The sequence below is a fragment of the Streptomyces sp. NPDC047853 genome (assembly GCF_043204535.1).
Classification (GTDB): Bacteria; Actinomycetota; Actinomycetes; order Streptomycetales; family Streptomycetaceae; genus Streptomyces.
Genome location: NZ_JBIDCI010000005.1, coordinates 356539 through 381637, shown reverse-complemented (window position 1 = coordinate 381637; position 25099 = coordinate 356539). Strand labels below are relative to the sequence as shown.

The following is a 25099-nucleotide window of genomic DNA, read 5'->3' as shown; positions in this document are numbered from 1 at the left end:
GGATTCCGGTGCGGGCGGGACCACACGTTTCTCCGGGCCCGTCCGGGCGCATCATCACCGGACAGCCGTGCCACGGCCCGGCCCGCCCCGACCCGCCCCTACTCGTCCCCGCGAGGAGCGCGATCACGTGCCGGTACTGACGAGGCTCATCCCCTCGCCGCTCGTCGTGGACATCCGGCCGGGCGCCCTGGACGACCTGGCGGGTGTCCTCGCGGACCAGCGGATCTCCCAGTCCGGGAGGCTCGCCGTGGCGATCAGCGACGGCTCGGGCGCCCGTCTGCGCCGGCGGCTGGCGCCGTCCCTTCCGGGCGCCGACTGGTTCGAGGTCGGCGGCGGCACGATCGACGACGCCGTGCGGCTGGCCGACGGGATGAAGTCCGGCCGCTACGACGCCGTCGTCGGTCTGGGCGGCGGCAAGGTCATCGACTGCGCCAAGTTCGCCGCCGCGCGCGTGGGCCTGCCCATGGTCGCCGTGGCCACCAACCTCTCCCACGACGGCATCTGTTCGCCGGTGTCGATACTCGACAACGACGCCGGCCGCGGTTCCTACGGGGTGCCGACGCCGATCGCGCTCGTCGTCGACCTCGCGGTGATCCGCGAGGCGCCGATCCGGTTCGTGCGCTCGGGGATCGGCGACGCCGTGTCCAACATCTCCGCGGTCGCCGACTGGGAGCTGGCCCACCGGGTGAACGGTGAGAAGGTCGACGGCCTCGCCGCCGCCCTGGCCCGCCAGGCCGGCGAGGCCGTGCTGCGGCACCCCGGCGGTTGCGGGGACGACGGGTTCCTGACGGTGCTGACCGAGGGACTCGTGCTGTCCGGGCTCGCCATGACCATCGCCGGGCACACCCGCCCCTCCTCCGGCGCCTGCCACGAGATCAGCCACGCGCTCGACCTGCTGTACCCGAGGCGTGCGGCGAGCCACGGTGAGCAGGTCGGCATCGGCGCCGCCTTCGCGACGTACCTGCGGGGCGACCACGAGGGGGCCCTGCTGATGGCCGGGACGCTGCGCCGCCACGGGCTGCCGGTGGTGGCCCGGGAGATCGGGTTCGGCGACGACGAGTTCGTACGGGCCGTGGAGTTCGCCCCGCAGACCCGGCCCGGGCGGTTCACGGTCCTGGAGCACCTGGACCTGTCGGCGGCGCGGGCCGGGGAGGCGTACGCGGAGTACGTCGCGGCGGTCGCCGGGTGAGGCGCGGAGCCCGGTTTGACCCCTGTCGTGCGGCCCCGTAATCTTGACCGTCGGCGTGTCGACTGACGCGTCACATCCCCGTAAACCTCATTCCTTCCGGATGCGGGCCCCCTCGGGCCCCGACCGGGAGAGGCCGTCCGCGTGTGTCACCGGGTGGCTGGACTGCGGGGGTGCCGTTCTGAGCGAGAGAGTGAGATCCGCGTGTACGCCATCGTGCGCAGCGGTGGCCGCCAGCACAAGGTTGCTGTCGGTGACATCGTTGAGGTTGACAAGATTTCCACCGCCAAGGTCGGCGACACGGTCGAGCTCTCGACCCTGCTCGTCGTCGACGGCGACGCTGTGACCAGCGACCCGTGGGTGCTGGCCGGCATCAAGGTCCAGGCCGAGGTCGTGGACCACCACAAGGGCCAGAAGATCGACATTCTGCGCTACAAGAACAAGACCGGCTACCGCCGTCGTCAGGGCCACCGCCAGCAGTACACGGCGATCAAGGTCACTGAGATCCCCGCGGCTGCGAAGTAAGGGACTGAGGAGACATGGCACACAAGAAGGGCGCATCGTCCACCCGGAACGGTCGCGACTCGAATGCCCAGCGGCTCGGCGTGAAGCGCTTCGGCGGTCAGGCCGTCAACGCGGGTGAGATCCTGGTCCGCCAGCGCGGCACCCACTTCCACCCGGGTGCGGGCGTCGGCCGCGGCGGCGACGACACGCTGTTCGCCCTGCAGGCCGGTGCGGTGCAGTTCGGCACCCACCGTGGCCGCAAGGTCGTGAACATCGTTCCGGTCGCCTGATCGGAAACTTTCGCGAGGCGGGCCTCACTTCCCCCAGGGGAAGCGGGTCCGCCTTTCGCGTGTTACGCAAGAGACAATCCGTAGTAAGCAGTAACTGGTAACTGGAGGCACATCCCATGACCACCTTCGTGGACCGCGTCGAGCTGCATGTCGCCGCGGGTAACGGAGGCCACGGCTGTGCCTCCGTCCACCGTGAGAAGTTCAAGCCGCTCGGCGGCCCGGACGGCGGCAACGGCGGCCGTGGCGGCGACGTGATCCTCACCGTCGACCAGTCGGTGACCACGCTCCTCGAGTACCACCACTCCCCGCACCGCAAGGCCACCAACGGCAAGCCCGGCGAGGGCGGCAGCCGCTCCGGAAAGGACGGCCAGGACCTCGTCCTCCCCGTGCCCGACGGCACCGTGGTCCTCGACGGGGCGGGCAACGTGCTGGCCGACCTGGTCGGGCAGGGCACCTCGTACGTCGCCGCGCAGGGCGGCCGGGGCGGCCTCGGCAACGCGGCGCTCGCCTCCGCGCGGCGCAAGGCGCCCGGCTTCGCGCTCCTCGGCGTCCCCGGTGACGTCCTGGACATCCAGCTGGAGCTGAAGACCGTCGCCGACGTGGCGCTGGTCGGCTACCCGAGCGCCGGCAAGTCCTCGCTGATCTCCGTGCTGAGCGCGGCCAAGCCGAAGATCGCCGACTACCCCTTCACGACGCTCGTGCCGAACCTGGGCGTGGTGACGGCCGGCGCGACCGTCTACACCGTCGCCGACGTCCCCGGCCTGATCCCCGGCGCCAGCCAGGGCAAGGGCCTCGGCCTGGAGTTCCTGCGGCACGTGGAGCGGTGCAGCGTGCTGGTGCACGTCCTGGACACGGCGACGCTGGAGTCCGACCGCGACCCGGTCTCCGACCTGGACATCATCGAGGCGGAGCTGCGCGAGTACGGCGGGCTGGAGAACCGGCCCCGCATCGTCGTCCTCAACAAGATCGACGTGCCCGACGGCAAGGACCTCGCCGAGATGGTCCGGCCGGACCTGGAGGCGCGCGGCTACCGCGTCTTCGAGGTGTCGGCGGTGGCCCACATGGGTCTGAAGGAGCTGTCCTTCGCGCTGGCCGAGCTGGTGGCCGGGGCGCGCGCCGCCCGGCCCAAGGAGGAGGCGACCCGGATCGTCATCCGGCCCAAGGCCGTGGACGACGCCGGTTTCACCGTCACCCGCGAGGAGGACGGCCTGTTCCGGGTGCGCGGCGAGAAGCCCGAACGCTGGGTGCGCCAGACCGACTTCAGCAACGACGAGGCCGTCGGCTACCTCGCCGACCGGCTCAACCGCCTCGGTGTCGAGGACCGGCTGATGAAGGCGGGCGCCCGCAGCGGCGACGGCGTGGCCATCGGCCCCGAGGACAACGCGGTCGTCTTCGACTGGGAGCCGTCGGTGACGGCCGGCGCCGAGATGCTCGGCCGCCGCGGCGAGGACCACCGCTTCGAGGCACCCCGCCCGGCCGCCCAGCGCCGCCGGGACCGGGACGCCGAACGGGACGAGGCACAGCAGGAGTTCGACGGTTTCGAGCCGTTCTGACCCCACCGCGGCAGCACCGCGCACCGCCGCCCGTGGAACCGCGGTTCCGCGGGCGGCATCTTGCTGTGCACAGGGTTACACGGGTGTGTCGGGGCCGTGATCTGCTCTACAACAACCATGTGTACGTTGTGAGAAGGATGTGGCCACCCGTGCGTGGCCAGGGGCGGGGGGACGGCCCGACCAGCCGCTCCCGGGAGCAGAGAGAAGCCGCAAAGTGAAGATCGCATTCCTCGTTCGGGACCTGTGCCACATGGGGGGCGTGGTCAGCGCCACGCAGAACCTCGCGGGGGCGCTGGCCGAGCGGCACGACGTCGAGATCGTGGCGCTGCGCAAGGTGCGCGACGAGTCGTACTTCCCGCTGGACCCGCGGGTGAAGGTGCGGGCGCTCACCGACATGCGGCCGCACTCCCCGGTGTCCGACGTGGACAACCCGCTGTCCGACAAGTTCCCGCTGATCTACCCGCTCAACGACGGTGCGAAGACGCCGGTGGTGAGCCGGCTCGCGGAGCTGCGGCTGCTGGAGTACTTCGACACCACCGACGCCGACGTCGTCGTCAGCTCCAGCCCGCGCAACACGATCATGCTGGCGCAGGCGCCCGGTGACTTCCTGAAGGTCACCCAGGAGCACTCGATGCCCGCCATCTACGCCACGGACATCAAACAGCGCCTCTTCCCGGCCTACCGGCACCTGCACGCCCTCACGGCGCTCACCCCGGAAGAGGTCGCCTCGCTCGCCCGGCAGGTGCCCGCGGTGCGCAACCGCCTGGCGGTGATGCCCAACTGCGTGCCCGCCTCCACGATCCGCTCCAGCGGCACCAACAAGGTGGTGGTCTCCGCCGGCCACCTGACCGACAACAAGAACCACGCCCTGCTGATCGAGGCCTTCGCCAAGGTCCACGCCGTCGCCCCGGAGTGGACCCTGCGCATCTACGGACACGGCGCCGAGAAGAAGAAGCTGCGGGCCCGCATCGAGGAACTGGGGCTGTCCAACAGCATCCTGCTGATGGGCCAGACCTCGCCCGTCACCCCGGAGTTCGGCAAGGCCTCGATCTTCGTCCTGCCCTCCAAGCGGGAGGCGTTCGGCAACGTCCTCGTCGAGGCGATGGCCGCCGGACTGCCCGTCGTCGCCACGGACGCCGACCACGGGCCGCGCAACATCCTCACCCACGGCGAGGACGGGCTGATCGTCCCGCGCGGCGACGTGGAGGCGATGGCCGACGCGATCCGACGCCTGGTCCAGGACGACGAACTGCGCCTGAAGATGGCCGCCGCCGGCATCCGCAACGCCGAGCGCTTCCACGAGCGGGCCAGCCGGGAACGTTTCGAGGCCATCCTCGAGGAGGCCTTCGCCCGCAAGGAGCTGCCCCGCCACGCCACCGCCCGGGTGGACCGGCAGGGCTCGGTCCACGTCGCCGTGGGCACGCTGCCGCCGAGCGCCGGGCAGGCCGAGCTGGTCCTGCGCAAGGGCGCCGGCGGCGCGGAGCACCGCTTCCCGTTCTCCGCCGAGGGCGACGCCGTCGTGCCCTGGGACGCCGGGGTGCCCCACGGCACCTGGGAGCTGGCCCTGGCCGCCCGCGGGGGAGAGCGCGAGGTGGCGCTGACCACCGACGGCTACGGGTGCGACACCCGGGACCTGCTCGCCGTGGAACTGCCGCGCGCGCAGGGGCCGTCCCTCGCGCTGCTGCTGCCGCACCTGCACGAGGACGGCGGGCTGCGGCTGCGCAGCGCGCTGCGTGACGTCCACGCCGAGGTCGGCCCGGTCAGGGTCGACGAGCGGACCATCGCCGTACGGGCCGAACTGTGGGGCGCGCGGCCCGCCGCGGGCGCTGTGGTGGAGGCCGTGCACCGCCGGGACAAGGAGCGGGTGCTGACCTTCCCGCTGCGCGACGAGGGCGACGGCTGGGTGGCCGTGGACCTGGACTGCGCCACGCTGGTGCGCGAGCACGGCGAAGGCGACGAGCAGGAAGTCATCTGGGACCTGTCGCTGCGCACGGCGCCCGACGCGCCCCGGGTGCAACTGGCCAAGCTGGGCACCGACGTGCTCGCGCCGATCGACGTGTTCACCTTCCCCCGTCCGGTGATCAGCGAGTCGGTGGCCGCCCCGCCGACCGTGCTCACCCGCGCGATGCGCAAGTCCCGCCGGGCGCTGGGCCAGACGCCCGTCCCGCTGCCGCCCACCCGCCGGCGCACCGAGCTGCGGCCCTACTTCACGGCCGCCTGCCAGCTCGCGGTGAAGACCGTGCGCCTCTGAGCAGCCGACGGCGGAAGGGGGCGGGCCCGGAGGAAGATGTTCCTCCGGGCCCGCCCCCTTGTGCCGTCACCGCAGCGGGTCAGCCCTCCCGGGCCTGCTCCAGCATCCGGTCCACGACCCGCGCGGACGCGTTGCCGTCGTCCAGGTCGCAGAACAGGTGGTGGAAGCGGTCGAACCGCTCCTGGTACTCCACCCGCACCTGATTGATGTCCCGGATCGCGTCGACCAGCTCCTTGGAGTTGTCGATCAGCGGGCCGGGGGAGTCCTGCTCGAAGTCGAAGTAGAACCCGCGCAGCGTGTCCCGGTAGTGCTCCAGGTCGTACGTGAAGAACAGCATCGGCCGCTTGAGGTGCGCGTAGTCGAACATCACCGACGAGTAGTCCGTGATCATGATGTCCGCCGCGATGTAGAGGTCGACGATGTCCGGGTACTCCGAGGCGTCCCACACGAACCCGTTGCCCGCGCCCGGCACCGCGTCCACCACGTTGGAGTGGCGGCGGATCAGCAGCACGTGGTCGTCGCCCAGGCGCCGCTGGGCGTCCTCGAGGTCGATGCGCAGGTCGAACAGGTACTGCCCGGCGCTGTGCGACTGGTCGTCGCGCCAGGTCGGCGCGTACAGCACGACCTTCTTGCCCTCGGGCAGGCCGAGCGCCTTCCTCACCCGCGCCGTGATCGCGTCCCGGTCGGCGGTGTACAGGTAGTCGTTGCGGGGGTAGCCCGCCTCCTGGATCTCACCGTCGTAGGAGAACGCCCGCTTCAGGATCGGCGTGCTGAAGCGGTTGGAGGACACCAGCAGGCTCCACTGCTTGGCCTCCAGCGCCAGCTTCTCCTGGTAGCGCCGGTCGAAGTGGAGCGTGTCGATGTCGTGCCCGATCTTCTTCAGCATCGTGCCGTGCCAGGTCTGCACGATCGACTGGCCGGGGCGGCGCACGATCCAGTCGGGAAGGTGGCCGTTGGTGACGATGTAGCGGCTGGAGGCCAGCGCCTCGTACCACTCCCTGCCCCACATCCGGACCGTCTCGATCCCGTCCGGCAGGTTGACCTGGCCGTCACGGACCGCCCACAGGTGCTTCAGGTCCGCGCCGCGCCGCACCAGCTCCTCGTACATCGCACGCGGGCTGTCCGAGAACTGCTTGCCGTTGTAGCTCAGGTAGAAGACCTGGTCCTTGAGCGGCTGCTGGAACAGCGGCTCGTACACCGTCCGGCGCAGCTCCTTCTGGCGGTACGGGCCGCGCTCCAGGTCGCTCAGCTCGGAGCGGGCGTTGAGCTGCGGGAAGTCGCCCCAGCGGTTCTCCAGCCAGTAGCGGCGGCCGCCGAGTTCGGCCTGGACCGGGAACGAGTCGGCGGCCAGCCGGTCGGTGACGAAGGGCACGTCGGGCACGCCCTCCTCGTCGGGACGCAGGAAGAGGTTCCAGCGGCCGGCCCGCAGCGGGACGTCGCCCGCGCCGCCGAGGCGGGAGGGGTCGAAGGACACCTCGAAGCGCCCGCCGTCGAGCCACCGGGTCTCGACGAAGCGCTCCTCGTAGCGGTTGCGCGGCTTGAGCAGGAAGCGGGAACCGGACAGCCGCGGGTCGGCATGGCCGGTGAGGGCGATCCTGCCGTCGCGCACCGTGGCGGTGTCGATCACCGCGCGGCGGGTGCGGCCGGAGAACTTCAGGAACCCGGTGTGGCCCGCCACCACGGCCAGCTCCACCAGGTGCGACTGGGTGCCGAGGGAGGACGGCAGCGCGAACTCCGCGTCGGCCAGGCCCTCCTGCATCACGGTGCCGAAGCGGCGCTCCGTGCCCGTCGGGCCGGTCGCGACCAGCACCGTGGACCAGGTCCGCTTCTCCGGCTGCGCCTTCTCGTCGACGCCCTCGTGGAAGACCAGCGCCACGTCCGCGACCGGCACCTCGACCGAGAAGGCCTGCCCGGAGCCCGCGCGGTCCACGGTGACGGGGTACTCGAGGGTCTCGGCGCCCTTCTGGTTCTTGACCCGCAGGACCACCTGCTCGTCCGCCGCGAGGGGCTCGCGGATCTCACCGGTGACCTTGATCCGGTCGCCCTCCAGGGAGCGGCCGGTGATCAGGGCGCGGACCTTCTCGATCCGCAGCTTCAGCGCGCCGCGCTCCACGGCGGGCAGCATCCGGAAGTCCGGGCTCAGCCACTGGTACGGCGGGAAGTTGCAGGCCGCGCCGCCGCTGGAGTGGACCGCGTGGCGTCGCACCAGACCGGAGGCGAAGATGCCCAGGCCCACGTGCCACACGGCCTCCTGCCACTCACCGCCCTTGCGGAACCGGGCGGGGTCGATGGTGACCTCCCAGCCGGCCCAGTCGTAGTTGTAGCGGTCCTGGCCGGAGTCGGTGGTGACCTCGGGGCGCGGCAGGTTGCGGGCCGGCAGCAGGATGCGGCGGCGGGAGCGGTCCTTGCGCAGCTGGAGGACCTTGACCGAGGCCTTGCGGGTCGGCAGGTCGATCTTGTCGATCCACGCGTTGCCGGACAGCACGAGCTTGCCGCCGACCCAGCTCACCTCCTGCAGCGGCGCCCGCATGTTCAGGTGCTGGTCGATGCGGAGCGCCTCCTTGGGCAGGTGCAGGTCGGCACCTTCCAGGGAGGGCCAGGAGGCGTACTTGCGGACCAGGCCGCTGACCTCGGGGGTCTCCCGGCGGCGCTGGCCGGCCAGCAGGGCGATCAGCTCCTCCGTCTGGTGCTTGCGCACCAGCAGCCACTGCACGCGCAGCTCGGCCGGGAGGTCCATGACGAGCTTGGGGTCGATGCTGTCGAGGAAGCGGTTCGCCGAGCGCAGGAACTCGGCCCGGTACTCCTCGTCGCCGTCCGGCACCACGTTGAGGAAGAGCCGCAGGTCGTCGCGGAGGACACGGGTGTCGTACTCGCGCTTGAGGCGGGCGTAGGTCTCGCCGGGCTGCTCGGCGAGGAAGGCGCTGATCTCCATCACGGAGGTCACCCGGTCGCGCACGCCCGCCGGGTCGGTGCGCCGCTGGGTGATCGACGGGGCGGACTCGCCCTCGCGCAGGCGCCAGTAGTAGCAGGGCTCCGAGATGACGTCGACGCTCTCGGCCAGGTAGTGGGCCCGCATGGTGACCGGGGTGTCCTCGTACAGCCGGCCCTCGGGGAAGGCGAAGCCGTTCTTCTCCCAGAAGGTGCGGCGGAAGACCTTGTTGCAGGCGATGCGGTCGGCGACCAGCTTGGCGTACCGGGATATGTGGGTGCCCACCCGGGCCTCGCCGGCCAGCATCCGCATCAGCGGCACCTGCCAGGACTTCTCGCCCTTGAGGTGGAAGACGTTGCCGGTGGCGAAGTCGGAGCCGCTCTCGTCGAGGCTGCCGACCATGAGCCGGTAGGCGTCCGGCGGTATCAGGTCGTCGCTGTCGACGAAGGTCAGGAACTCGGACTCGGGCGCGAGGTGGGCCATGCCCGTGTTGCGGGCGGCGCCGAGGCCGCCGTTCTCCTTGCGTATGAGCTTGAAGCGGGGGTCGCGGGAGGCGTACTCCTCGGCGATGGCGGCGGAGCCGTCGGGTGAACCGTCGTCCACCATCAGGACCTCGAAGTCACGGAAGGTCTGTGCCGCGAGCGAGTCCAGACAGGCGGGGAGGTAACGCTCCACGTCGTAGATGGGGACGATGACACTGAGCCGAGGGGCCATGGCTTGGTGATCTCCTTTCGGGGTCAGGCCCGCTCGACCAGTTCGAGAGCCTGGGCGGGGGTCGGGGCGTGGGGGCGTTCGTCGAACGGGACGAAGGGCAGCGTGGTCTCGTCACCGAGGAAGACGCGTCGCACGACGCGTTCGGCTGCGTGTCCGTCGTCGAATTCGCAGAAACGCCGGCGGAAGGCGTCCCGGCGCTCGGTCGTCTCCCGGCTGTCGTGGTCACCCGAGGCGAGCAGCCGCAGCAGCTCCGTCTGGGAGGTGGCCACCGCGCCGGGCGGTTCCTGGAGGAGGTCGAAGTAGGTGCCGCGCACGGCCGAGTAGACGTCCCAGTCGGGGACGTAGCTGATGATCGGGCGGTCCAGCACGGCGTAGTCGAACATCGCCGAGGAGTAGTCCGTGATCAGGGCGTCCGCGGCGAGGTACAGCTCCTCCACCTTGGCGTGCCCGGACACGTCGACGATCCGGCCGGTGCGGCGCAGCTCGGCGGTGTGCGGGGAGTTGCCGTAGAAGTAGTGACCGCGCACCAGCAGGGTCACGTCCGGGCCCAGCTCGTCGGCGAACCGGCCCAGGTCCAGCGGCGGGGTGAAGCCGGGCTGGTACTCGCGGTGCGTCGGCATGTACAGGAAGGCCCGGGAGCCGTCGGCCAGCCCGAGCGCCGCGCGTGCCGCGCGCACGTCCTCGGACGTGGCGTTCACCAGGACGTCGTTGCGCGGGTAGCCGGTCTCCAGCGTGGTGTACGAGCAGGGGTAGACCCGCTCCCAGATCACGGAGGAGAACCGGTTGGAGCTGACGCTGTAGTCCCAGCGGTCGCACCGCTCCAGGAGCTTCTCGAAGTCCATGTCGGTGGAGGCCGGGTACTTCTGCTGGTCCAGGCCCATGGTCTTCAGCGGGGTGCCGTGGTGGGTCTGCACGTGGATCTGGCCCTCGCGCTTGACCACGGAGTCGGCGAAGTTCACGTTGTTCACGAGGTACTTGGCGCGGGCGAGTGCCGCCCAGTACTCGCGCGAGCCCACGCGCACGACCCGCACGCCCTTGGGCACCTGGGCCGCGTTCTCCGCGCGGACCGCCCACACGCGGCGCATGTGCGGGGCCTGCCGGGCGAGTTCGGCGTCGATGGCGGCGGGGTTGCAGGAGACGCTGCGGCTCCAGTAGGCGGAGAACAGCACCAGGTTCTCGTCCAGCGGCAGCCTGAGCTGCGACTGGTAGAAGGCGCCCATCGCGCTGCGCTTGGAGCGGTTGAGCGCGGTGCGGGTGCGGGTCCTGACCCGCTGGCGGAGCTTCACAGCCGCGAGCGCGCTCACCATGGTGGTGTACGCGTCCCGCTCCAGCATCCCGTACTTGTGACCGCGGCCACCGCCCGGCCGGGTGAAGCCCTTGGGCACCCGGGCGCGGTAGTCGGCGGCGGCACGGTGGAAGAACTCGGCCCGCGCGTTCTGCGGCAGGCGGCCCGGGCGCTCCAGGACGGTCAGGTAGTGATCGACCATCTTGCGGAACAACGGGCCGCGCCACCGGGCGAGTTCCTCGTGCGCGTCGAGGAAGTCGAAGACGCGGCGGTACTGGTCGAAGACGTCGAAGTGCTTGCGGCTCACCGTCTTGAGGATGTTGCCGCCCTCGCGGCGCTGCCGGTAGCGCACGCAGACGCGGTCCAGCACGGCGATCCGCTCGGCGCTGATCAGCGAGCAGAACGTCCAGGGGGCGTCCTCGTAGTACCCGGGCGGGAAGGTGAGCCCGGTGCGGGTGATGAAGTCCCGCCGGTAGGCCTTGTTCCAGACGATCTGCAGCAGGTCGAGCAGTTCGGGCCGCTCGGCGAGGGAGAAGACGTCCGGTCCCTCCTCCTTGAGCAGCTCGGCCCGGAGGTTCGGGCGCACCCTGCCGTCCCAGTAGGTGCGGGTGTAGTCGAAGACGAGGATCTCGGGACGGTCCGTGGCCTCGAGCCGGTCGCGAATGGCCGACAACGCGCCGTCGGACAACGTGTCGTCACTGTCCAGGAACAACACGTAATCGCCCGTGGCCTTTTCCAGCCCGGCGTTGCGCGCGCGACCCAGACCCACGTTTTCCGTGAGGTGAATCACATGAATCCGGGAGTCGCGTTTCGCGTACTCGTCGAGAATGGCCCCAGACTCGTCCGGCGAACAGTCGTCGACCGCGATGATCTCGAAGTCCGTGCAGTCCTGTCCGAGTACGGAGTCGAGGCACTCGGGCAGATAGCCCTGCACCTTGTACACGGGGACGACGAGAGAGAGTTTGGGCATCCTTACAACCTGTTCCGAGAACTGACCAGGGGACCGCGAGCCGGGGCCGGGGCCGGAACACGTTCCCGGCGCCGTGGGGGCCTGGAGCGCGCCGCCGCATCAGCGTAAAGGATTCACGCGAAGTTTCCGCTGGCACGGTAGTCGGACAGTCCGTGCCCGGCCACCACGGGAATTGCCCGGTGGTGGGCGCCGGAAACGCTCGCTTCACGGCGGCTGGAGAACTTCCTCACATTCGGCCCCCCTGTCCTCTTTATCGACTTCCGTCGGCTTCCGTCCCTTGTGCCCGACTCGATTTTCGGAGGCGCACGGACGAGTCTGCATCCAGGGACGAAGACCTGGGAGGCATGAGGATGAGCTGGCTGGTCACGGGTGGCGCCGGGTACATCGGCGCGCATGTGGTGCGCGCTCTGGTCGACGGCGGTGAACGCGTGGCCGTCTACGACGACCTGTCCACCGGCAGCGCGGACCGGGTGCCCGAAGGGGTGCCGCTGGTGGTCGGCAGCGTGCTCGACCGGGCCGCCCTGGAGGGCGCGTTTCGTGACCATGCTGTGACAGGCGTGGTGCACATCGCGGCCAAGAAGCAGGTGGGTGAGTCGGTGGAGCGGCCGCTCCACTACTACCGGGAGAACGTGACGGGTCTGCAGACCCTCCTGGAGGCCATGACGTCGACCGGCGTCGACCGCCTCGTCTTCTCCTCCTCCGCCGCCGTCTACGGCATGCCCGACGTGGAGCTCGTCACGGAGGACACCCCCTGCCTGCCGATGAGCCCCTACGGCGAGACCAAGCTGATCGGTGAGTGGCTGATCGGCGCCGCCGCCCGGGCGCACGGCATCCGCGCGGCGTCGCTGCGCTACTTCAACGTCGCGGGCGCCGCCGCCCCCGAGCTGTCCGACTCCGGCGTCTTCAACCTCATCCCCATGGTCTTCGAGCGGCTGGAGGCGGGCGAGGCCCCGCGCGTCTTCGGCGACGACTACGCCACGCCCGACGGCACCTGCGTGCGGGACTACATCCACGTACGGGACATCGCCGCCGCCCACCTGGCGGCGGCCCGGCGCCTCGGTGACGCTCCGGAGGGCACCTCGCTCGTCCTGAACATCGGCCGGGGCGAGGGCAGTTCGGTCCGGGAGATGGTGGACCGCATCCTCAAGGTCACCGGCCGGGAGGACCTCGCCCCGCGGGTGACCGAGCGCCGCCCCGGCGACCCGGCCCGCGTCGTCGCCTCCGCCGCCCGCGCCCACGCGGAACTCGGCTGGTCGGCGCGGTACGGCCTGGACGACATGATCGACTCGGCCTGGCAGGGCTGGTGCCACCGGCACGGCTGACGTGGGCGTCCGGCGGCCGCCGGACCGTGCCGGCGGCGTGCTGGGCGTCGGCCCGGTCGTGTCCCACCCGGATGCGCGGCCCCGGGTCCGGCTGACCCGCGACGGCCGCGATGACGCACGACGACGTGCCCCGCCCCGTTCGCGGGGCGGGGCACGTCGCCGTAGGGCTCCGTCCGCCGGGCGGGTGTCAGGGGCGGCGGCCCCGCGGGTCCGGTGCGACGGAGGTGGAGAGGGCTCCGGCGTGCCGCCGCGGGGCGGGGAGCGGCAGCTCCGCGGACGTCCGCTCCGCCATCCGCGCCCGGTGCTCCCCGGCCGTCGCGCACAGCGCCCGTACGGCCCCGGCGAAGCGCTCCTGGGACGGCGGCTCGGCCGGCCCCAGCAGCCGCAGGGCCAACTCGGCCCGCGCCCCGGCCAGTTCGTCCAGCTCCGGATGCCGGACCGCCTCCAGCAGCGCCGGCACCCCGGACGCGTCCGGGGTCAGCACGGTCGCCGCCGCCACCGTCGGGAACGACTTGCGGAACACGTCCTCGGCCAGCCCGCTGGTGTTGGCCACGGCGTACGGCTTGCCGCTCGCGAGGAAGTCGCTGATCACGCTGGACACGTCGCTGATCAGCAGATCGGCCTGGTTGAAGCAGACGTACAGCGGCGGCCGGGCGTCCGTGACGACCTGGTGCTCCCAGGCCGGCAGCGAGGCCCGGTACGCCTCCTCCCAGGCGGCCGTCGCCCGCGCCACCGCCCCCGCCCGCCCCGGCTCCGGCGCCGGCCGGGGCAGCATCCGCTCCGCCTGGTCGGCGGCCGACCGGAAGCCGGCCGCGACGAGCCCGTCCAGCTCCGCCGTCCGCCGGGTCAGCTCGGCCGCCGCCGACGCGTCCGGCCGGGGCCCGCCCCGCTCCCGGCCGGCCGCCCGCACCAGCTCCCGGATGCGCAGATCGGCGGCGCGCGCCCGCGGATCGACCGACCCCGTCAGCGGATGCGGCTTGTACAGCAGCCGCACCCCCGGGTCCGCGAGCAGCGCCCGTACGAGGTTCTCGCCGGCCTCGACGACCGACGTGTTGCCGGGGTTGCCGTCCCAGCCCTCCCAGGTCGGCGCGTACAGGACCGTCGTGTACGCGCCGGGCGCGGGCGGCCCCGCGTACGGCGCCACGGCGTCCAGCTGCGGGCGGCCGATCTCCACCACGTCCTTGTCCTCCACGCCGACCTCCGCCAGCGCGTACCGCTCGCGCGCCGCCGGGCCGGCCACCCACACCTCGTCGTACGCCTTCGCGTACGGGTTGCACGAGGACAGCTTGTCGCTCTCCCCGTGGTTGACGAAGGCGTGCTTGATCGTGGGGATGCGCAGGACCTGCGAGGTCTTCCCGGAGTTGGAGGGGTGCAGCAGGACCCGGAGCGTGGAGTGCTCCAGGCGCATCAGCGTGGACACCCGGGGCAGGCACACGACCGGGATGTCGGTCGCCGCGATCCGCTGCACCATGTGCCGTTCCCGCAGCACGATCAGCGGCCGCCCGTCCAGCCGGGCCAGCGGCTCCAGCCACATGTTCGCCTGGTACGCGGAGGAGGCCCCGCCCGAGAAGTACAGGCCGACGGTGGGCCGGTACGCCGCGAGCCACGCCTCGAACCAGTCGAGCACCTCCTGCTCGCCCGCCGGCCGACGCCCCGGCAGCAACCGCAGCAGCAGCGCGCCCAGGCCCGCCAGCGCCGCCGTCAGGGACAGCGCGAGACCGGCCGCGCCGCAGACCGGGGCATCGGTGGCCGTCGTGGCGAGCAGACCGGCCGTCGCGGGCAGCCCGAAGGCCGCCAGGCGGTGCCCGGGACGGCGCAGCAGCAGCGGGGGAGCCGGCGTCAGGCGCAGTGCGGAGGTGTCGATGTTCCGGGTGACCACGGGCAGCGTGCGGGTGCGCCGTACCAGGACCGACACCGCCTGGATCGCCCAGTGCAGCCCGTAGAAGGCGAGCAGACCGGCGACCAGCGGGGCGTACACCGTCTCCCGGTGCTGCTCGCCGAGTCGCAGCAGTCCCACCACGAGCAGCAGGTCCCGCAGCACGTGCCGCACGGTGACGTCCACGTGCGACTTGGCGAACAGGGACACCATGCCCCGCTGCCACCGGTACAGCACGCCCTCGGCGGCCAGGGAACCGGCGGTCGCGGCGAGCAGCAGGGGCACGTGCGGCAGCAGCGCGCCCACGGCCTGCGCGACGAAGGCGGCCGCCGGCACGCACAGGACGAGCCCCTTCACCACGGTCCGCCGCCCCGGCAGGCCGAAGCGGAGACCGCGGGCCGGGCGGAGACCGCGGGCCAGGCCGAGACCGCGGGGCACGCGGGGGCCGCGGGGCGGGCGGGGGAGACGGCGGCGGGGCAGGGAAAGGGGCACTGCGGTCGCTCCAGGCTCGTCGCACATCGGACGACCGGGTTAACGCCCGGTGGCCGTCCGACGACACGCGCGTGTTGACCGCCCCCTCGACGCGGCGGATCCCGCACCGGGCGTCCACGGCCTGAACCGTGGTGCGGCGCGCGTCGCCCTTCGCGTAGATTGCCTGGCGAGCGCAGGGATCGGCGCGCGTCGACGGGAGAGGCGGACGGGGCCGTGGCAGGGGCAAGGCAGGCCGTGGGCGAGGCCCGCAGGATCGTCGTCAAGGTCGGCTCCTCCTCGCTGACCACCGCGGCGGGCGGCCTGGACGCCGACCGGGTCGACGCGCTCGTCGACGTCCTCGCCAAGGTGCGCGGGGGAGGGGACCGGGAGATCGTCCTCGTCTCCTCCGGCGCCATCGCCGCCGGCCTCGCCCCCCTGGGCCTGCGCCGCCGCCCGAGGGACCTGGCCCGCCAGCAGGCCGCCGCCAGCGTCGGCCAGGGACTCCTGGTCGCCCGCTACACCGCCTCCTTCGCCCGCTACGGCGTACGCGTCGGTCAGGTGCTGCTGACCAGCGACGACATGAGCCGCCGCGCCCACCACCGCAACGCCTCCCGCACCCTCGACAAACTGCTGGCGATGGGCGCCTTCCCGATCGTCAACGAGAACGACACCGTCGCCACCGACGAGATCCGCTTCGGCGACAACGACCGGCTCGCCGCCCTCGTCGCCCACCTGGTCCGCGCCGACCTGCTGGTGCTGCTGTCCGACGTGGACGGCGTGTACGACGGCGACCCGAGCAGGCCGGGCACCTCGCGGATCGCCGAGGTGCGTGCGCCGGCCGACCTCGCGGACGTCGAGATCGGCAGCACGGGCAAGGCCGGCGTCGGCACCGGCGGCATGGTCACCAAGGTCGAGGCGGCCCGCATCGCCGCCGCCGCCGGCATCCCCGTGGTGCTGACCAGCGCGGTGCACGCGGCCGACGCCCTGGTCGGCGGTGACACCGGCACCTGGTTCCACGCCACCGGCAAGCGCTCCGCCGACCGGCTGCTGTGGCTCCAGCACGCCTCCACCCCGCAGGGGGCGCTGGTCCTGGACGACGGTGCGGTGCGCGCGGTCGTCGAGGGCCGCAAGTCGCTGCTGCCGGCCGGGATCGCCGCCGTCGAGGGCGAGTTCGCCGCCGGGGACCCCGTCGAGCTGCGCGACGGCGCGGGGCACGCGGTGGCCCGCGGGCTCGTCAACTTCGACGCCAGGGAGATGCCCCGCCTGATCGGCCGCTCCACCCGCGAACTGGCGCGCGAACTCGGTCCGGCGTACGAACGTGAGGTCGTACACAGGGACGACCTGGTGATCCTGCACCCGTAATGGGTCGAAACGTCCCCGAATCGGCGGTGTACGTTCCGCAAAACCGCCCCGCGATCCTGCGCGGCCTGCTCAACTTTCCTCAGGGACAAGCCCGGCCGACCACCGGGCTGAGCGGTGTGCGTGAAGGAGGCCGTCGTGAGCGGAGTGCGCCCGGGGACGGCGGCGTCCCGCGGTGGTACGGGGTACCGCGGTGGCACCGGCTCCCGCGGTGGGAACACGGCCTCCCGCGGCGGCACCGGCGCCCGTGGGAGCCGCGGCGGACCACGCGCGGCCGGTGAGGAGCGCCCGCTGACCAGCGTCGCGGCCGGCGACCGCCACCGGGGCGAGGAGCCCGAGCACACCCCCCGCCTGTGGCACGTCACCCTCAGCGTCTCCGGCGCCCGCGCCCCGCTCACCGAGGTGCGCCGCGCCCTGGAGCAGCTCGCCCACGACCACCCCTTCCTGCTGACCAGCCGGTACGCCGACGACCACGCGGAGATCCGGTACTGGGAGGAGGCCCGCGACCTGCACGACGCGGCCGCCGTCGCCCTGCGCCTGTGGGGCGAGCACCGGCAGACCGCGGGACTGCCGCCCTGGGAGATCGTCGGCCTGGAGGTCATCGACCGGGCCACCTACCACCAGCGCATCGCCGCCGGGTACGGACCCGCCCCGGCCACCCCGGTCGGGGTGCACCCCTTTTGACGCCGTCCGGGGCATGTCTCGGGGTTTGGGACAGCCGGTGAACGCCCCTGCCCGGCGCACTACGCTTCCCCCATGACCACGCTCTCGCCGTACGACTCGATGTCCCCGGTCACCCGGGCCGCCTACCGGGCCAAGGCCGCCGCGGCCGACCTCGCGCCGCTGCCGCGGGCCGCCAAGGACGACGCGCTGCTCGCCGTCGCGGACGCGCTGGAGGTCCGTACGAGCGAGATCGTCGAGGCCAACGCCCAGGACGTGGCCAAGGCCCGCGCCGCCGGGACCAGCGAGGCCATCATCGACCGGCTGACCCTGACCCCGGAGCGGGTCCGCGCCATCGCCTCCGACGTGCGCGACGTCGCCGCGCTGCCCGACCCGGTCGGCGAGGTCGTGCGCGGCTCCACGCTCCCCAACGGCATCGACCTGCGCCAGGTCCGGGTGCCGCTCGGCGTGGTCGGCATCATCTACGAGGGCCGGCCCAACGTGACGGTCGACGCCGCCGCCCTGTGCCTGAAGTCCGGCAACGCGGTCCTGCTGCGCGGTTCCTCCTCGGCCTACCAGTCCAACACCGCCCTCGTCCGGGTGGTGCGCGACGCCGTGGGCGGGGCCGGACTGCCCGCCGACGCCGTGCAGCTCGTGCCCGGCGAGAGCCGCGACAGCGTGCGCGAGCTGATGCGGGCCCGCGGCCTGGTCGACGTGCTCATCCCGCGCGGCGGCGCCTCGCTGATCAACACGGTCGTCCAGGAGTCCACCGTCCCGGTCATCGAGACCGGCACCGGCAACTGCCACGTCTACGTCGACGCCCAGGCCGACCTCGACATGGCCGTCGACATCCTGATCAACTCCAAGGCGCAGCGCGTCGGCGTCTGCAACGCGGCCGAGACCCTCCTGGTCCACCAGGACATCGCCGCCGACTTCCTCCCCCGCGCGCTGGACGCCCTCGCCGAGGCCGGCGTCACCGTGCACGCCGACGAACGCGTGCTGGCCCACGCCAAGGACTCCAAGGCGACCGTCGTGGAGGCCACGCCGGAGGACTGGGAGACGGAGTACCTGTCGTACGACATCGCCGCGGCGGTCGTCGACTCCCTCGACCGGGCCGTGGAGCACATCCGGCTGTGGACCTCCGGTCACACCGAGGCCATCGTGACGACCTCCCAGCAGGCCGCCCGCCGCTTCACCCAGCTGGTCGATTCCACCACCGTCGCGGTGAACACCTCCACCCGCTTCACCGACGGCGGCCAGTTCGGCTTCGGGGCCGAGATCGGCATCTCCACGCAGAAGCTGCACGCGCGGGGGCCGATGGGGCTGCCGGAACTGACCAGCACCAAGTACATCGTCACCGGTGACGGGCACGTACGGCGCTGAGGGGCCCCCGCCCCACCGACGGGGGCTGCCACGCCGGCCCGGCGTGCGTCGGGCGCGAGCCGCGCCGGGGCGCACGCCGGGGCACGGACGACCGGCGCACGCCCTCGGTGACGTCCTTGCCCCGATCGGGGCATCTCACCCACCGGATGAATTTCCCCGCGGTCTGCCCAAAACGACCCCCCCGGTCTACTCTGGTCCCGTGCCGGAGGACGTGGGGGGTAGGCCGTTCCCTGACGGCTGGGAGCCCGACGACGATCACGACCGCGGGGTGTCGGACGAAGAGTTCGCCTCCGTGGTCTTCGACGAGGACTTCGTGCGGGCGGCCGTGGTGCACGAGCCGACCGCCGTCGAACGCCTCCTGGCCGCCGCGGAGGCCCGGGCCGAGGCCACCGAGGCGGAGGCGGCCCGCCGCGGCCGCAGCAGAGCCGAACGCTACGATGACGGGTACGGCGATTTCGGCCACGACCCCGACCTCGACGACCCGGACGACGACCGGGACCTCCTCGACCGCCCCTACGGCGCTCCTCCCGCCTCCGGGAAACAGGTCCGCTGGCACCGGCCGGTGGCCTGGATGCTCGCCCTGGTGATGGGGATCGGCATGGTCGCGCTGGCCTTCGTGGCCGTCTACCGGGGCGCGTCCTCGGGGGGCGGCACGCGGCAGGTGCCCCCACCCGCCTCCACCGGCCCCGAGCAGGGCGGCACCGCGACGCCCTCGGCCTCCGCCGACTACTCGCAGCCGGCCGTCTCGGTCATTCCGCGCAGCCCCTGACCCACCGCCCGGGGGGACGGGGAACCTGTCCCGTCCTGACCCGTGCCGACGCGTTTACCGGGCGTCCCGGCGACCCACCCTGAAGGTATGGCAGGGCTTGGCGACCCGCCCGGAGGGACGCCCGAGGGCTCCCCCGGAGGCGGAGAGGACGAGTACCGATCCGTCGTCTTCGACGAGTCGTTCGTCCGCGCTGCCCGCCTCCAGGAGTTCTCCGCGCAGGAGCGCATCGCCGACCACACGCCCGCCGTGCGTCGCCGTGCGCCGCTGCGCCGGGCCGGCCTCTCCCGGCAGGCGCTGATCCTCGTCGTGCTGATCGCCGTGGCCTTCGGCACCGCCCTCTACATGGGCGTACGGCACCCCTATCAGAACCCCGGCGACCAGCGGTCCGCCGAGCCGGTGCGGATGACCGTCGTCCCGCTCGCCCCCCAGGGACCGGTGCCGGGCGCGCGGGACCCCGGCCACCTGTACGAGCACAGCCCCGCCGCGCACTTCCGGTCCGCCGCCGAGGGCGTCCCGCTGCCCGGCGCCCGGCGCACCGCGCACTTCTCCGACGACCAGGTGCTCAACGCGCTGACCACCGCCAAGAACTACATCGTCCGCTCGGCGCTCGACCCGGACGTGCTCGCTCGCGGGGAGGTGCGTTCCGTGCGGGTGCTGCTGGACCCGGACCAGCTCGACCAGTTCGACGAGAGCTTCGAGCGGCCCACCGCGGACGGCCGGCACGCGCCCACCGGCTGGCTGGTGCGCTTCGACCCGGGGCGCGCCCGGCTCACCGACGCCGAGATCAGGGTGAAGGGCAGCATACGGATCGCGGAGACGGAGGCGTCCACGCTGGAGGTCACCGCCGACCACACGATGGTCTACCCCCTGCGGCCCGCCGGCGACGACCGGGCCGAGGCATCGCTGTTCACCGTCCGGCGCGAGCTGCAGTTCCGCTTCGACCGGGAGGACCTGCGCCTGCACCAGACGCAGCTCGTCGCCTCCTACGTCCAGGCCGGCCCGCTGTCCTGCGCCGAGGACTCGGCGAACCACCTCCGGCCGCTGCTCGCCGGCCAGAGCGTCAGGACCAGCGCCCCGGCGGGCACCGATCCCTACACCACCGACAACGCCACGGCCCTGTGCGGCACCCTCGCGGCCGGCGCGCAGCCGAAGGTCTGAGGGGTCGGCCGGAGGGTGAGCCGCCCTCTCAGACGCCGTCGCGAGGCGGGCGGCCGTCCGGGCCGCCGTCCGTGCCGCCGGCCCCCTCCGGCCCCTCGGACGGACGGTCGGCGTCCTGGGGCGGCCTCGGCCGGGAGGCCGTGAAGCCGCCGAAGCCCCGCCGCACCCGGTCCCCGAGGTCACCGGCACCGCCGGCGATGTCGCCCACCAGCTTCATCAGGGGGTCCTTCGAGTCGCGCACGTCCGAGGCATAGCTGGACGCCGACTGGCGGAAGGAGTCCCGGACCGAGGTGTCCTTGTCCTCCTCGCGCCGCGCGTAGTGGCCGTCCATGATCCGCTGGTGGTCACGGGACTCGGCCCACTTCTTCAGCTCGGCGGCCCGCACCGTGGTGAACGGGTGGGAACGGGGCAGCACGTTCAGGATCTTCAGCACGGAGTCGCGCAGGTCGCCCCCGGCCTCGTACTCGTCGGCCTGCTCCAGGAACGCGTCCACGTTCATCTCGTGCAGGTGGTTGCCGCCCGCGATCTTCATCAGGCCCCGCATGGAGGCCTGGAGGTCCTGACCGACCAGCAGGCCCGCGCGGTCGGCGGACAGCTCCGACTTGCGGAACCACTCGCGCAGCCCGGTCACGATCGCCATGATCGCCAGGTTCCCCAGCGGGATCCAGGCGACGCGGACCGCGAGGGAGGTCAGGAAGAGCAGGACGGTCCGGTAGACCGAGTGCCCGGACAGCGCGTGCCCGACCTCGTGCCCGACGACCGCCCGCATCTCCTCCTCGTCCAGCAGTTCGACGAGACCCGTGGTGACGACGATGACCGGCTCGTCCAGACCGATGCACATCGCGTTCGGCGTCGGGTCCTGGTTGACGTACATCGGGGGGACCTTCTCCAGGTCCAGGATGTAGCAGGCGTCGCGCAGCATGACGTTCAGATGGGCGAACTGCCGGTCCGAGACCCGGACCGAGTCGGACAGGAACAGCAGCCTCAGGCTCCGCTCGGGCAGCAGCCCGCTGAGCGCCTTGAAGACCGTGTCGAAGCCGCTCAGCTTGCGCAGCGCCACCAGGGCGCTGCGGTCGGCGGGGTGCTCGTACGCGCGCGAGGAGATCCCGGGGAAGCGCCTGCGCTGCCTGCTCGGCACGTGCTCGTGCCCGTTGTGCTGGTGGCCGTCGGACATGTCATCCCCCATGTGCGTGTGTAGCGGCCGGTGCTGCTGGCCGGCCCTTACGAACCCTTGTGCGGCCCTTTGCGCCCCCGGAGCCGAGCCCACCTTAGGCGGAGATACCGTGGACGGGCAGAGCAACGAAGGAGTCCACGTCATGGCGCACACCCCCCACACCGACTGGCTCGCCACGGCGGCGACCGCGGCCGAACAGCAAGGGGCGGGGAATCTGCTCCGGGTGGTGCTGATCGTGATGGTGGTGGGCTGCGTGCTGACCGCGTGGTTCCTGCTGCGGGGGTACAAGCGGAAGGACGACTGAGGGGATCCGAAGGTTCCCCGGACCTCCCCGACCGGTCCCCAACGGCGGAGTCGGCGTGATCGCCCGTGAGACGCCCGCATACGATGAGCCGACGTCTTTATTCCGCCCACACCGGATAGGTCCTGCCGAAGATGAGCTTCCACAGCACCGCTGCCCAGATCGTCACCCTCGCCTCCGAGGGCGGCGAGGAGCACGGCGGCAACCACCAGAGTCTCAGCCCTTACGTCACCGGCATCGGCGCGTTCGTCATCCTGATGCTGCTGCTGTGGATCACCACCCGGTTCAACCGCGACCGCTGAGTGCGGCCGCGGGTCCGGGGACCGTGGGCCCGGCAGGAGCCCTCAGGCCGGGCCGGTAGGGTCTGCACGCATGGGAGAGCAGGACATGCCTACCGGTCCGGCGCACGACACGGCGCACGCTCCGGCGCGTGGCACGCAGAACCGCGCGGCGCCCGCGCGCGCCACCGGCCCGGGCAACGGTCCGTCGCCGTCGGGCAAGCGACGCCTCGGCGTCATGGGCGGCACCTTCGACCCGATCCACCACGGACACCTCGTGGCGGCCAGTGAGGTCGCCGCGCAGTTCCACCTCGACGAGGTGGTGTTCGTGCCCACCGGGCAGCCCTGGCAGAAGAGCCACCGCACGGTCTCCGCGGCCGAGGACCGCTACCTGATGACGGTCGTCGCCACCGTCGAGAACCCCCAGTTCTCGGTCAGCCGCATCGACATCGACCGCGGCGGCCCCACCTACACCGTGGACACCCTGCGCGACCTGGCCGCCCTCAACACGGACGCGGACCTGTTCTTCATCACCGGCGCCGACGCCCTCGCCCAGATCCTCACCTGGCGCGACAGCGAGGAGCTGTTCTCCCTGGCACACTTCATCGGCGTCACCCGGCCCGGCCACACGCTCACGGACGCCGGGCTTCCCAAGGGCGGAGTCTCGCTCGTCGAGGTCCCCGCCCTCGCCATCTCCTCCACGGACTGCCGTGCGAGAGTCGCCAAGGGCGATCCCGTCTGGTACCTGGTGCCGGACGGCGTGGTGCGCTATATCGACAAGCGCCAGCTGTACCGCGGCGAGTGAGCCGAGAGGGGCACCGGTGAACGACGGATACGACGCGGGGTACGGCGGCGACCAGTACGAACTCGTCGGCTACGACGAGTACGGCCGGCCGGTGTACCGCCAGGCCCAGGCGCAGGACCAGGTCCAGGGCGGCCCCGGCGGACAGCAGCCGTACGACCCGTACGCGCAGCAGCAGGCCGGTCAGTACGGTCACCAGCAGGGGCAGTACGGGCAGCAGGGCTACGGCTACGACCCGTACGCCCAGCAGCCCGCCCAGCAGCCGTACGACCCCTACGGCGCCCAGGGCGGCTGGGACACCGGGCAGCAGCCCCCCGCCCCCGGCCACGGCACCTACGACGGCTACGCCACCGGCCCGCGGGAGCAGCCCGCCCACGACCCGTACGGCCGCACCGCCACCAACGGCCCGCAGCCCCGCGTCGCCGAGCAGACCGCCCACATCCCGCAGCAGGCCGGCCCGCGCGGGGAGCCGGAGGCGGACGCCCTCGCCGAGGCCGCCGGGCCCGACCGGGAGTACCGGACCGAGCAGTTCGCCTTCGTCGAGGAGCCCACCGACGACTCCGAGGACGTCATCGACTGGATGAAGTTCACGGAGAACCGCACCGAACGCCGTGAGGAGGCCCGGCGGCGCGCACGCGCGCGGGTCGTCGCCCTGGTCGTCGTCCTGGCGCTGGTCGCGGTCGGCGGCGTCGGCTACCTCTGGTACGCCGGGAAGCTGCCCGGCGCGTCCTCCTCGGACGACCGGACGGGCGGCACGACGGCCGCCGGCGCCCAGAAGCGCGACGTGATCGCCGTCCACCTGCACGACACCAAGGGCGGCGGCACCTCCACCGCGCTGCTCGTCGACAACACCACGACCAAGCAGGGCACCGCCGTACTGGTGCCCAACGCGCTCGCCCTGACCGGCGACGACGGCACCACCACCACGCTCGCCAAGTCCGTCGACGACGACGGTCCCGACGCGACCCGGACCGCGCTCGACTCGGCCCTCGGCACCGACATCGGCGGCACCTGGCGCCTGGACACGCCGTACCTCCAGATCCTCGTCGACCTGGTCGGCAACATCGAGGTCGACACCGACACCGACGTCCCCGACCCGGCGGCCAAGGACAAGGGCGCCGCCCCGCTCGTCCACCAGGGCGAGAACCAGACCCTCAGCGGCAAGGCGGCCGTCGCCTACGCCACCCACCGCGGCTCCGGCGAGCGGGCCGACGCCCAGCTCCAGCGGTTCGGCCAGGTCATGCAGGGGGTGCTGCGCAAGCTCTCCTCCGACCCGCAGGCCGCGACGACCACCATCCAGACGCTCGGGCTGATCCTCGACCCGCCGCTGACCGACCAGGATCTCGGCGCCTTCCTCGCCGGGCTCTCCGATCTGGCCAAGGGCGGCGACTTCAGGACCGCGCTGCTGCCCGTGGGGAGCGACGGCAGGCTCAGCGCCGAGGCGAGCGACAGCATCGTCAAGGACGTCCTCGGCGGCACCGCCAAGAGCCCCGACAAGGACGCGGCCGTCAGCGTCTCCGTGCGCAACGCCACCGGCGTCGAGGACCGCACCGGCAAGGCCCGCGTCGTCCTCCTGAACGGCGGCTTCACCTTCCTGGAGGGCGGCACCGCCTCCGGCACCGAGGCCGCGTCGAAGGTGGTCTACGCGCAGGCCGCCGACAAGGAGAACGCCGTCCAGGTCGCCCAGACCCTGGGCCTGCCCACCGGCTCCGTCACCCAGGGCGAGGTCTCCGCGAACGCGAGGGTCTCGGTCGTCCTCGGGCAGGACTACGAACCGGCGTCCTAGCGGGCGGCGCGGTCGCCGCGTGGGCCACCGTCGGCGGTCGTGAGACCCTTGAGGTCAACCGACCGCCGACCCGAAAGC

Annotated in this window: 19 protein-coding genes; 15 read left to right on the top strand and 4 right to left on the bottom strand. The window is 72.4% G+C overall.

Annotated elements, in window-relative coordinates; all coding sequences use genetic code 11:
- Positions 1 to 127 precede the first annotated feature (127 nt).
- The 5 genes from ACGF5T_RS13135 (at position 128) to ACGF5T_RS13115 (ending at position 5784) form a co-directional block, all read left to right on the top strand.
- Positions 128 to 1189 (top strand): iron-containing alcohol dehydrogenase family protein, encoded by a 1062-nt coding sequence (locus tag ACGF5T_RS13135; RefSeq protein WP_366767794.1) that lies wholly within the window; start codon positions 128 to 130, stop codon positions 1187 to 1189.
- A 201-nt stretch (positions 1190 to 1390) separates the two neighbouring features.
- Complete coding sequence (rplU, locus tag ACGF5T_RS13130; RefSeq protein ID WP_004931419.1) at positions 1391 to 1711, top strand: 50S ribosomal protein L21; 321 nt, start codon at positions 1391 to 1393, stop codon at positions 1709 to 1711.
- A 14-nt stretch (positions 1712 to 1725) separates the two neighbouring features.
- Positions 1726 to 1980 (top strand): 50S ribosomal protein L27, encoded by a 255-nt coding sequence (gene rpmA, locus ACGF5T_RS13125; RefSeq protein WP_003976205.1) that lies wholly within the window; start codon positions 1726 to 1728, stop codon positions 1978 to 1980.
- Between the two features lie 116 nt (positions 1981 to 2096).
- Entirely contained in the window at positions 2097 to 3533 is a 1437-nt protein-coding gene (obgE, locus tag ACGF5T_RS13120; protein ID WP_356603356.1) for a GTPase ObgE, read from the top strand.
- Positions 3534 to 3747: 214 nt separating this feature from the next.
- The gene (locus ACGF5T_RS13115; protein ID WP_366767793.1) at positions 3748 to 5784 is read left to right on the top strand and encodes a glycosyltransferase family 4 protein; all 2037 of its coding nucleotides are present in this window, start codon (positions 3748 to 3750) and stop codon (positions 5782 to 5784) included.
- 79 nt (positions 5785 to 5863) lie between these two features.
- Here the strand turns inward: ACGF5T_RS13115 and ACGF5T_RS13110 are convergent, their stop codons facing one another.
- Both ACGF5T_RS13110 and ACGF5T_RS13105 read right to left on the bottom strand, forming a co-directional pair.
- Entirely contained in the window at positions 5864 to 9427 is a 3564-nt protein-coding gene (locus ACGF5T_RS13110; RefSeq protein ID WP_366767792.1) for a CDP-glycerol glycerophosphotransferase family protein, read from the bottom strand.
- A 23-nt stretch (positions 9428 to 9450) separates the two neighbouring features.
- Positions 9451 to 11682 (bottom strand): CDP-glycerol glycerophosphotransferase family protein, encoded by a 2232-nt coding sequence (locus tag ACGF5T_RS13105; protein WP_356603350.1) that lies wholly within the window; start codon positions 11680 to 11682, stop codon positions 9451 to 9453.
- A 350-nt stretch (positions 11683 to 12032) separates the two neighbouring features.
- Between ACGF5T_RS13105 and galE the strand changes: the two genes are divergently transcribed.
- The gene (gene galE, locus ACGF5T_RS13100; RefSeq protein WP_366767791.1) at positions 12033 to 13004 is read left to right on the top strand and encodes a UDP-glucose 4-epimerase GalE; all 972 of its coding nucleotides are present in this window, start codon (positions 12033 to 12035) and stop codon (positions 13002 to 13004) included.
- 187 nt (positions 13005 to 13191) lie between these two features.
- Here the strand turns inward: galE and ACGF5T_RS13095 are convergent, their stop codons facing one another.
- Positions 13192 to 15399, bottom strand: a complete 2208-nt coding sequence (locus tag ACGF5T_RS13095; protein ID WP_366767790.1) for a hypothetical protein — start codon at positions 15397 to 15399, stop codon at positions 13192 to 13194.
- Between the two features lie 207 nt (positions 15400 to 15606).
- On the opposite strand from ACGF5T_RS13095, the gene proB reads away from it, so the two are divergent.
- From proB to ACGF5T_RS13070, 5 genes are all read left to right on the top strand, one after another.
- On the top strand, positions 15607 to 16713 hold the full coding sequence (gene proB, locus ACGF5T_RS13090; RefSeq protein WP_366767809.1) for a glutamate 5-kinase: 1107 nt from the start codon (positions 15607 to 15609) through the stop codon (positions 16711 to 16713).
- Between the two features lie 135 nt (positions 16714 to 16848).
- On the top strand, positions 16849 to 17394 hold the full coding sequence (locus tag ACGF5T_RS13085; RefSeq protein ID WP_356603344.1) for a hypothetical protein: 546 nt from the start codon (positions 16849 to 16851) through the stop codon (positions 17392 to 17394).
- Positions 17395 to 17466: 72 nt separating this feature from the next.
- The gene (locus ACGF5T_RS13080) at positions 17467 to 18753 is read left to right on the top strand and encodes a glutamate-5-semialdehyde dehydrogenase (RefSeq protein ID WP_356603342.1); all 1287 of its coding nucleotides are present in this window, start codon (positions 17467 to 17469) and stop codon (positions 18751 to 18753) included.
- 199 nt (positions 18754 to 18952) lie between these two features.
- Positions 18953 to 19522: a hypothetical protein gene (locus ACGF5T_RS13075; RefSeq protein ID WP_356603340.1), complete on the top strand. Its 570-nt coding sequence runs from the start codon at positions 18953 to 18955 to the stop codon at positions 19520 to 19522.
- 87 nt (positions 19523 to 19609) lie between these two features.
- Positions 19610 to 20680 carry a hypothetical protein gene (locus ACGF5T_RS13070; RefSeq protein ID WP_366767788.1) on the top strand — a complete coding sequence of 357 codons (1071 nt, stop codon included), beginning with the start codon at positions 19610 to 19612 and terminating at the stop codon, positions 20678 to 20680.
- A 28-nt stretch (positions 20681 to 20708) separates the two neighbouring features.
- Here ACGF5T_RS13070 and ACGF5T_RS13065 read toward each other — a convergent pair whose 3' ends face one another.
- Positions 20709 to 21854 (bottom strand): M48 family metallopeptidase, encoded by a 1146-nt coding sequence (locus ACGF5T_RS13065; protein ID WP_366767787.1) that lies wholly within the window; start codon positions 21852 to 21854, stop codon positions 20709 to 20711.
- Between the two features lie 142 nt (positions 21855 to 21996).
- On the opposite strand from ACGF5T_RS13065, the gene ACGF5T_RS13060 reads away from it, so the two are divergent.
- The 4 genes from ACGF5T_RS13060 to ACGF5T_RS13045 all read left to right on the top strand — a co-directional run bounded on the left by ACGF5T_RS13060 (position 21997) and on the right by ACGF5T_RS13045 (position 25021).
- Complete coding sequence (locus ACGF5T_RS13060) at positions 21997 to 22158, top strand: hypothetical protein (protein ID WP_167355229.1); 162 nt, start codon at positions 21997 to 21999, stop codon at positions 22156 to 22158.
- Positions 22159 to 22289: 131 nt separating this feature from the next.
- Positions 22290 to 22457 (top strand): hypothetical protein, encoded by a 168-nt coding sequence (locus tag ACGF5T_RS13055; protein WP_356603334.1) that lies wholly within the window; start codon positions 22290 to 22292, stop codon positions 22455 to 22457.
- A 70-nt stretch (positions 22458 to 22527) separates the two neighbouring features.
- The gene (gene nadD / locus ACGF5T_RS13050; RefSeq protein ID WP_356603332.1) at positions 22528 to 23238 is read left to right on the top strand and encodes a nicotinate-nucleotide adenylyltransferase; all 711 of its coding nucleotides are present in this window, start codon (positions 22528 to 22530) and stop codon (positions 23236 to 23238) included.
- Between the two features lie 16 nt (positions 23239 to 23254).
- Complete coding sequence (locus ACGF5T_RS13045; RefSeq protein ID WP_366767786.1) at positions 23255 to 25021, top strand: LCP family protein; 1767 nt, start codon at positions 23255 to 23257, stop codon at positions 25019 to 25021.
- Positions 25022 to 25099: the final 78 nt, after the last annotated feature.

Coding starts and splice junctions, on each gene's coding strand:
- rpmA (WP_003976205.1), top strand. CDS start 1,726: ATGGCACACAAGAAGGGCGCATCGTCCACCCGGAACGGTCGCGACTCG.
- obgE (WP_356603356.1), top strand. CDS start 2,097: ATGACCACCTTCGTGGACCGCGTCGAGCTGCATGTCGCCGCGGGTAAC.
- ACGF5T_RS13110 (WP_366767792.1), bottom strand. CDS start 9,427: ATGGCCCCTCGGCTCAGTGTCATCGTCCCCATCTACGACGTGGAGCGT.
- ACGF5T_RS13105 (WP_356603350.1), bottom strand. CDS start 11,682: ATGCCCAAACTCTCTCTCGTCGTCCCCGTGTACAAGGTGCAGGGCTAT.
- galE (WP_366767791.1), top strand. CDS start 12,033: ATGAGCTGGCTGGTCACGGGTGGCGCCGGGTACATCGGCGCGCATGTG.
- ACGF5T_RS13095 (WP_366767790.1), bottom strand. CDS start 15,399: ATGTGCGACGAGCCTGGAGCGACCGCAGTGCCCCTTTCCCTGCCCCGC.
- ACGF5T_RS13080 (WP_356603342.1), top strand. CDS start 17,467: ATGACCACGCTCTCGCCGTACGACTCGATGTCCCCGGTCACCCGGGCC.
- ACGF5T_RS13070 (WP_366767788.1), top strand. CDS start 19,610: ATGGCAGGGCTTGGCGACCCGCCCGGAGGGACGCCCGAGGGCTCCCCC.
- ACGF5T_RS13065 (WP_366767787.1), bottom strand. CDS start 21,854: ATGTCCGACGGCCACCAGCACAACGGGCACGAGCACGTGCCGAGCAGG.
- ACGF5T_RS13060 (WP_167355229.1), top strand. CDS start 21,997: ATGGCGCACACCCCCCACACCGACTGGCTCGCCACGGCGGCGACCGCG.
- ACGF5T_RS13055 (WP_356603334.1), top strand. CDS start 22,290: ATGAGCTTCCACAGCACCGCTGCCCAGATCGTCACCCTCGCCTCCGAG.
- nadD (WP_356603332.1), top strand. CDS start 22,528: ATGGGAGAGCAGGACATGCCTACCGGTCCGGCGCACGACACGGCGCAC.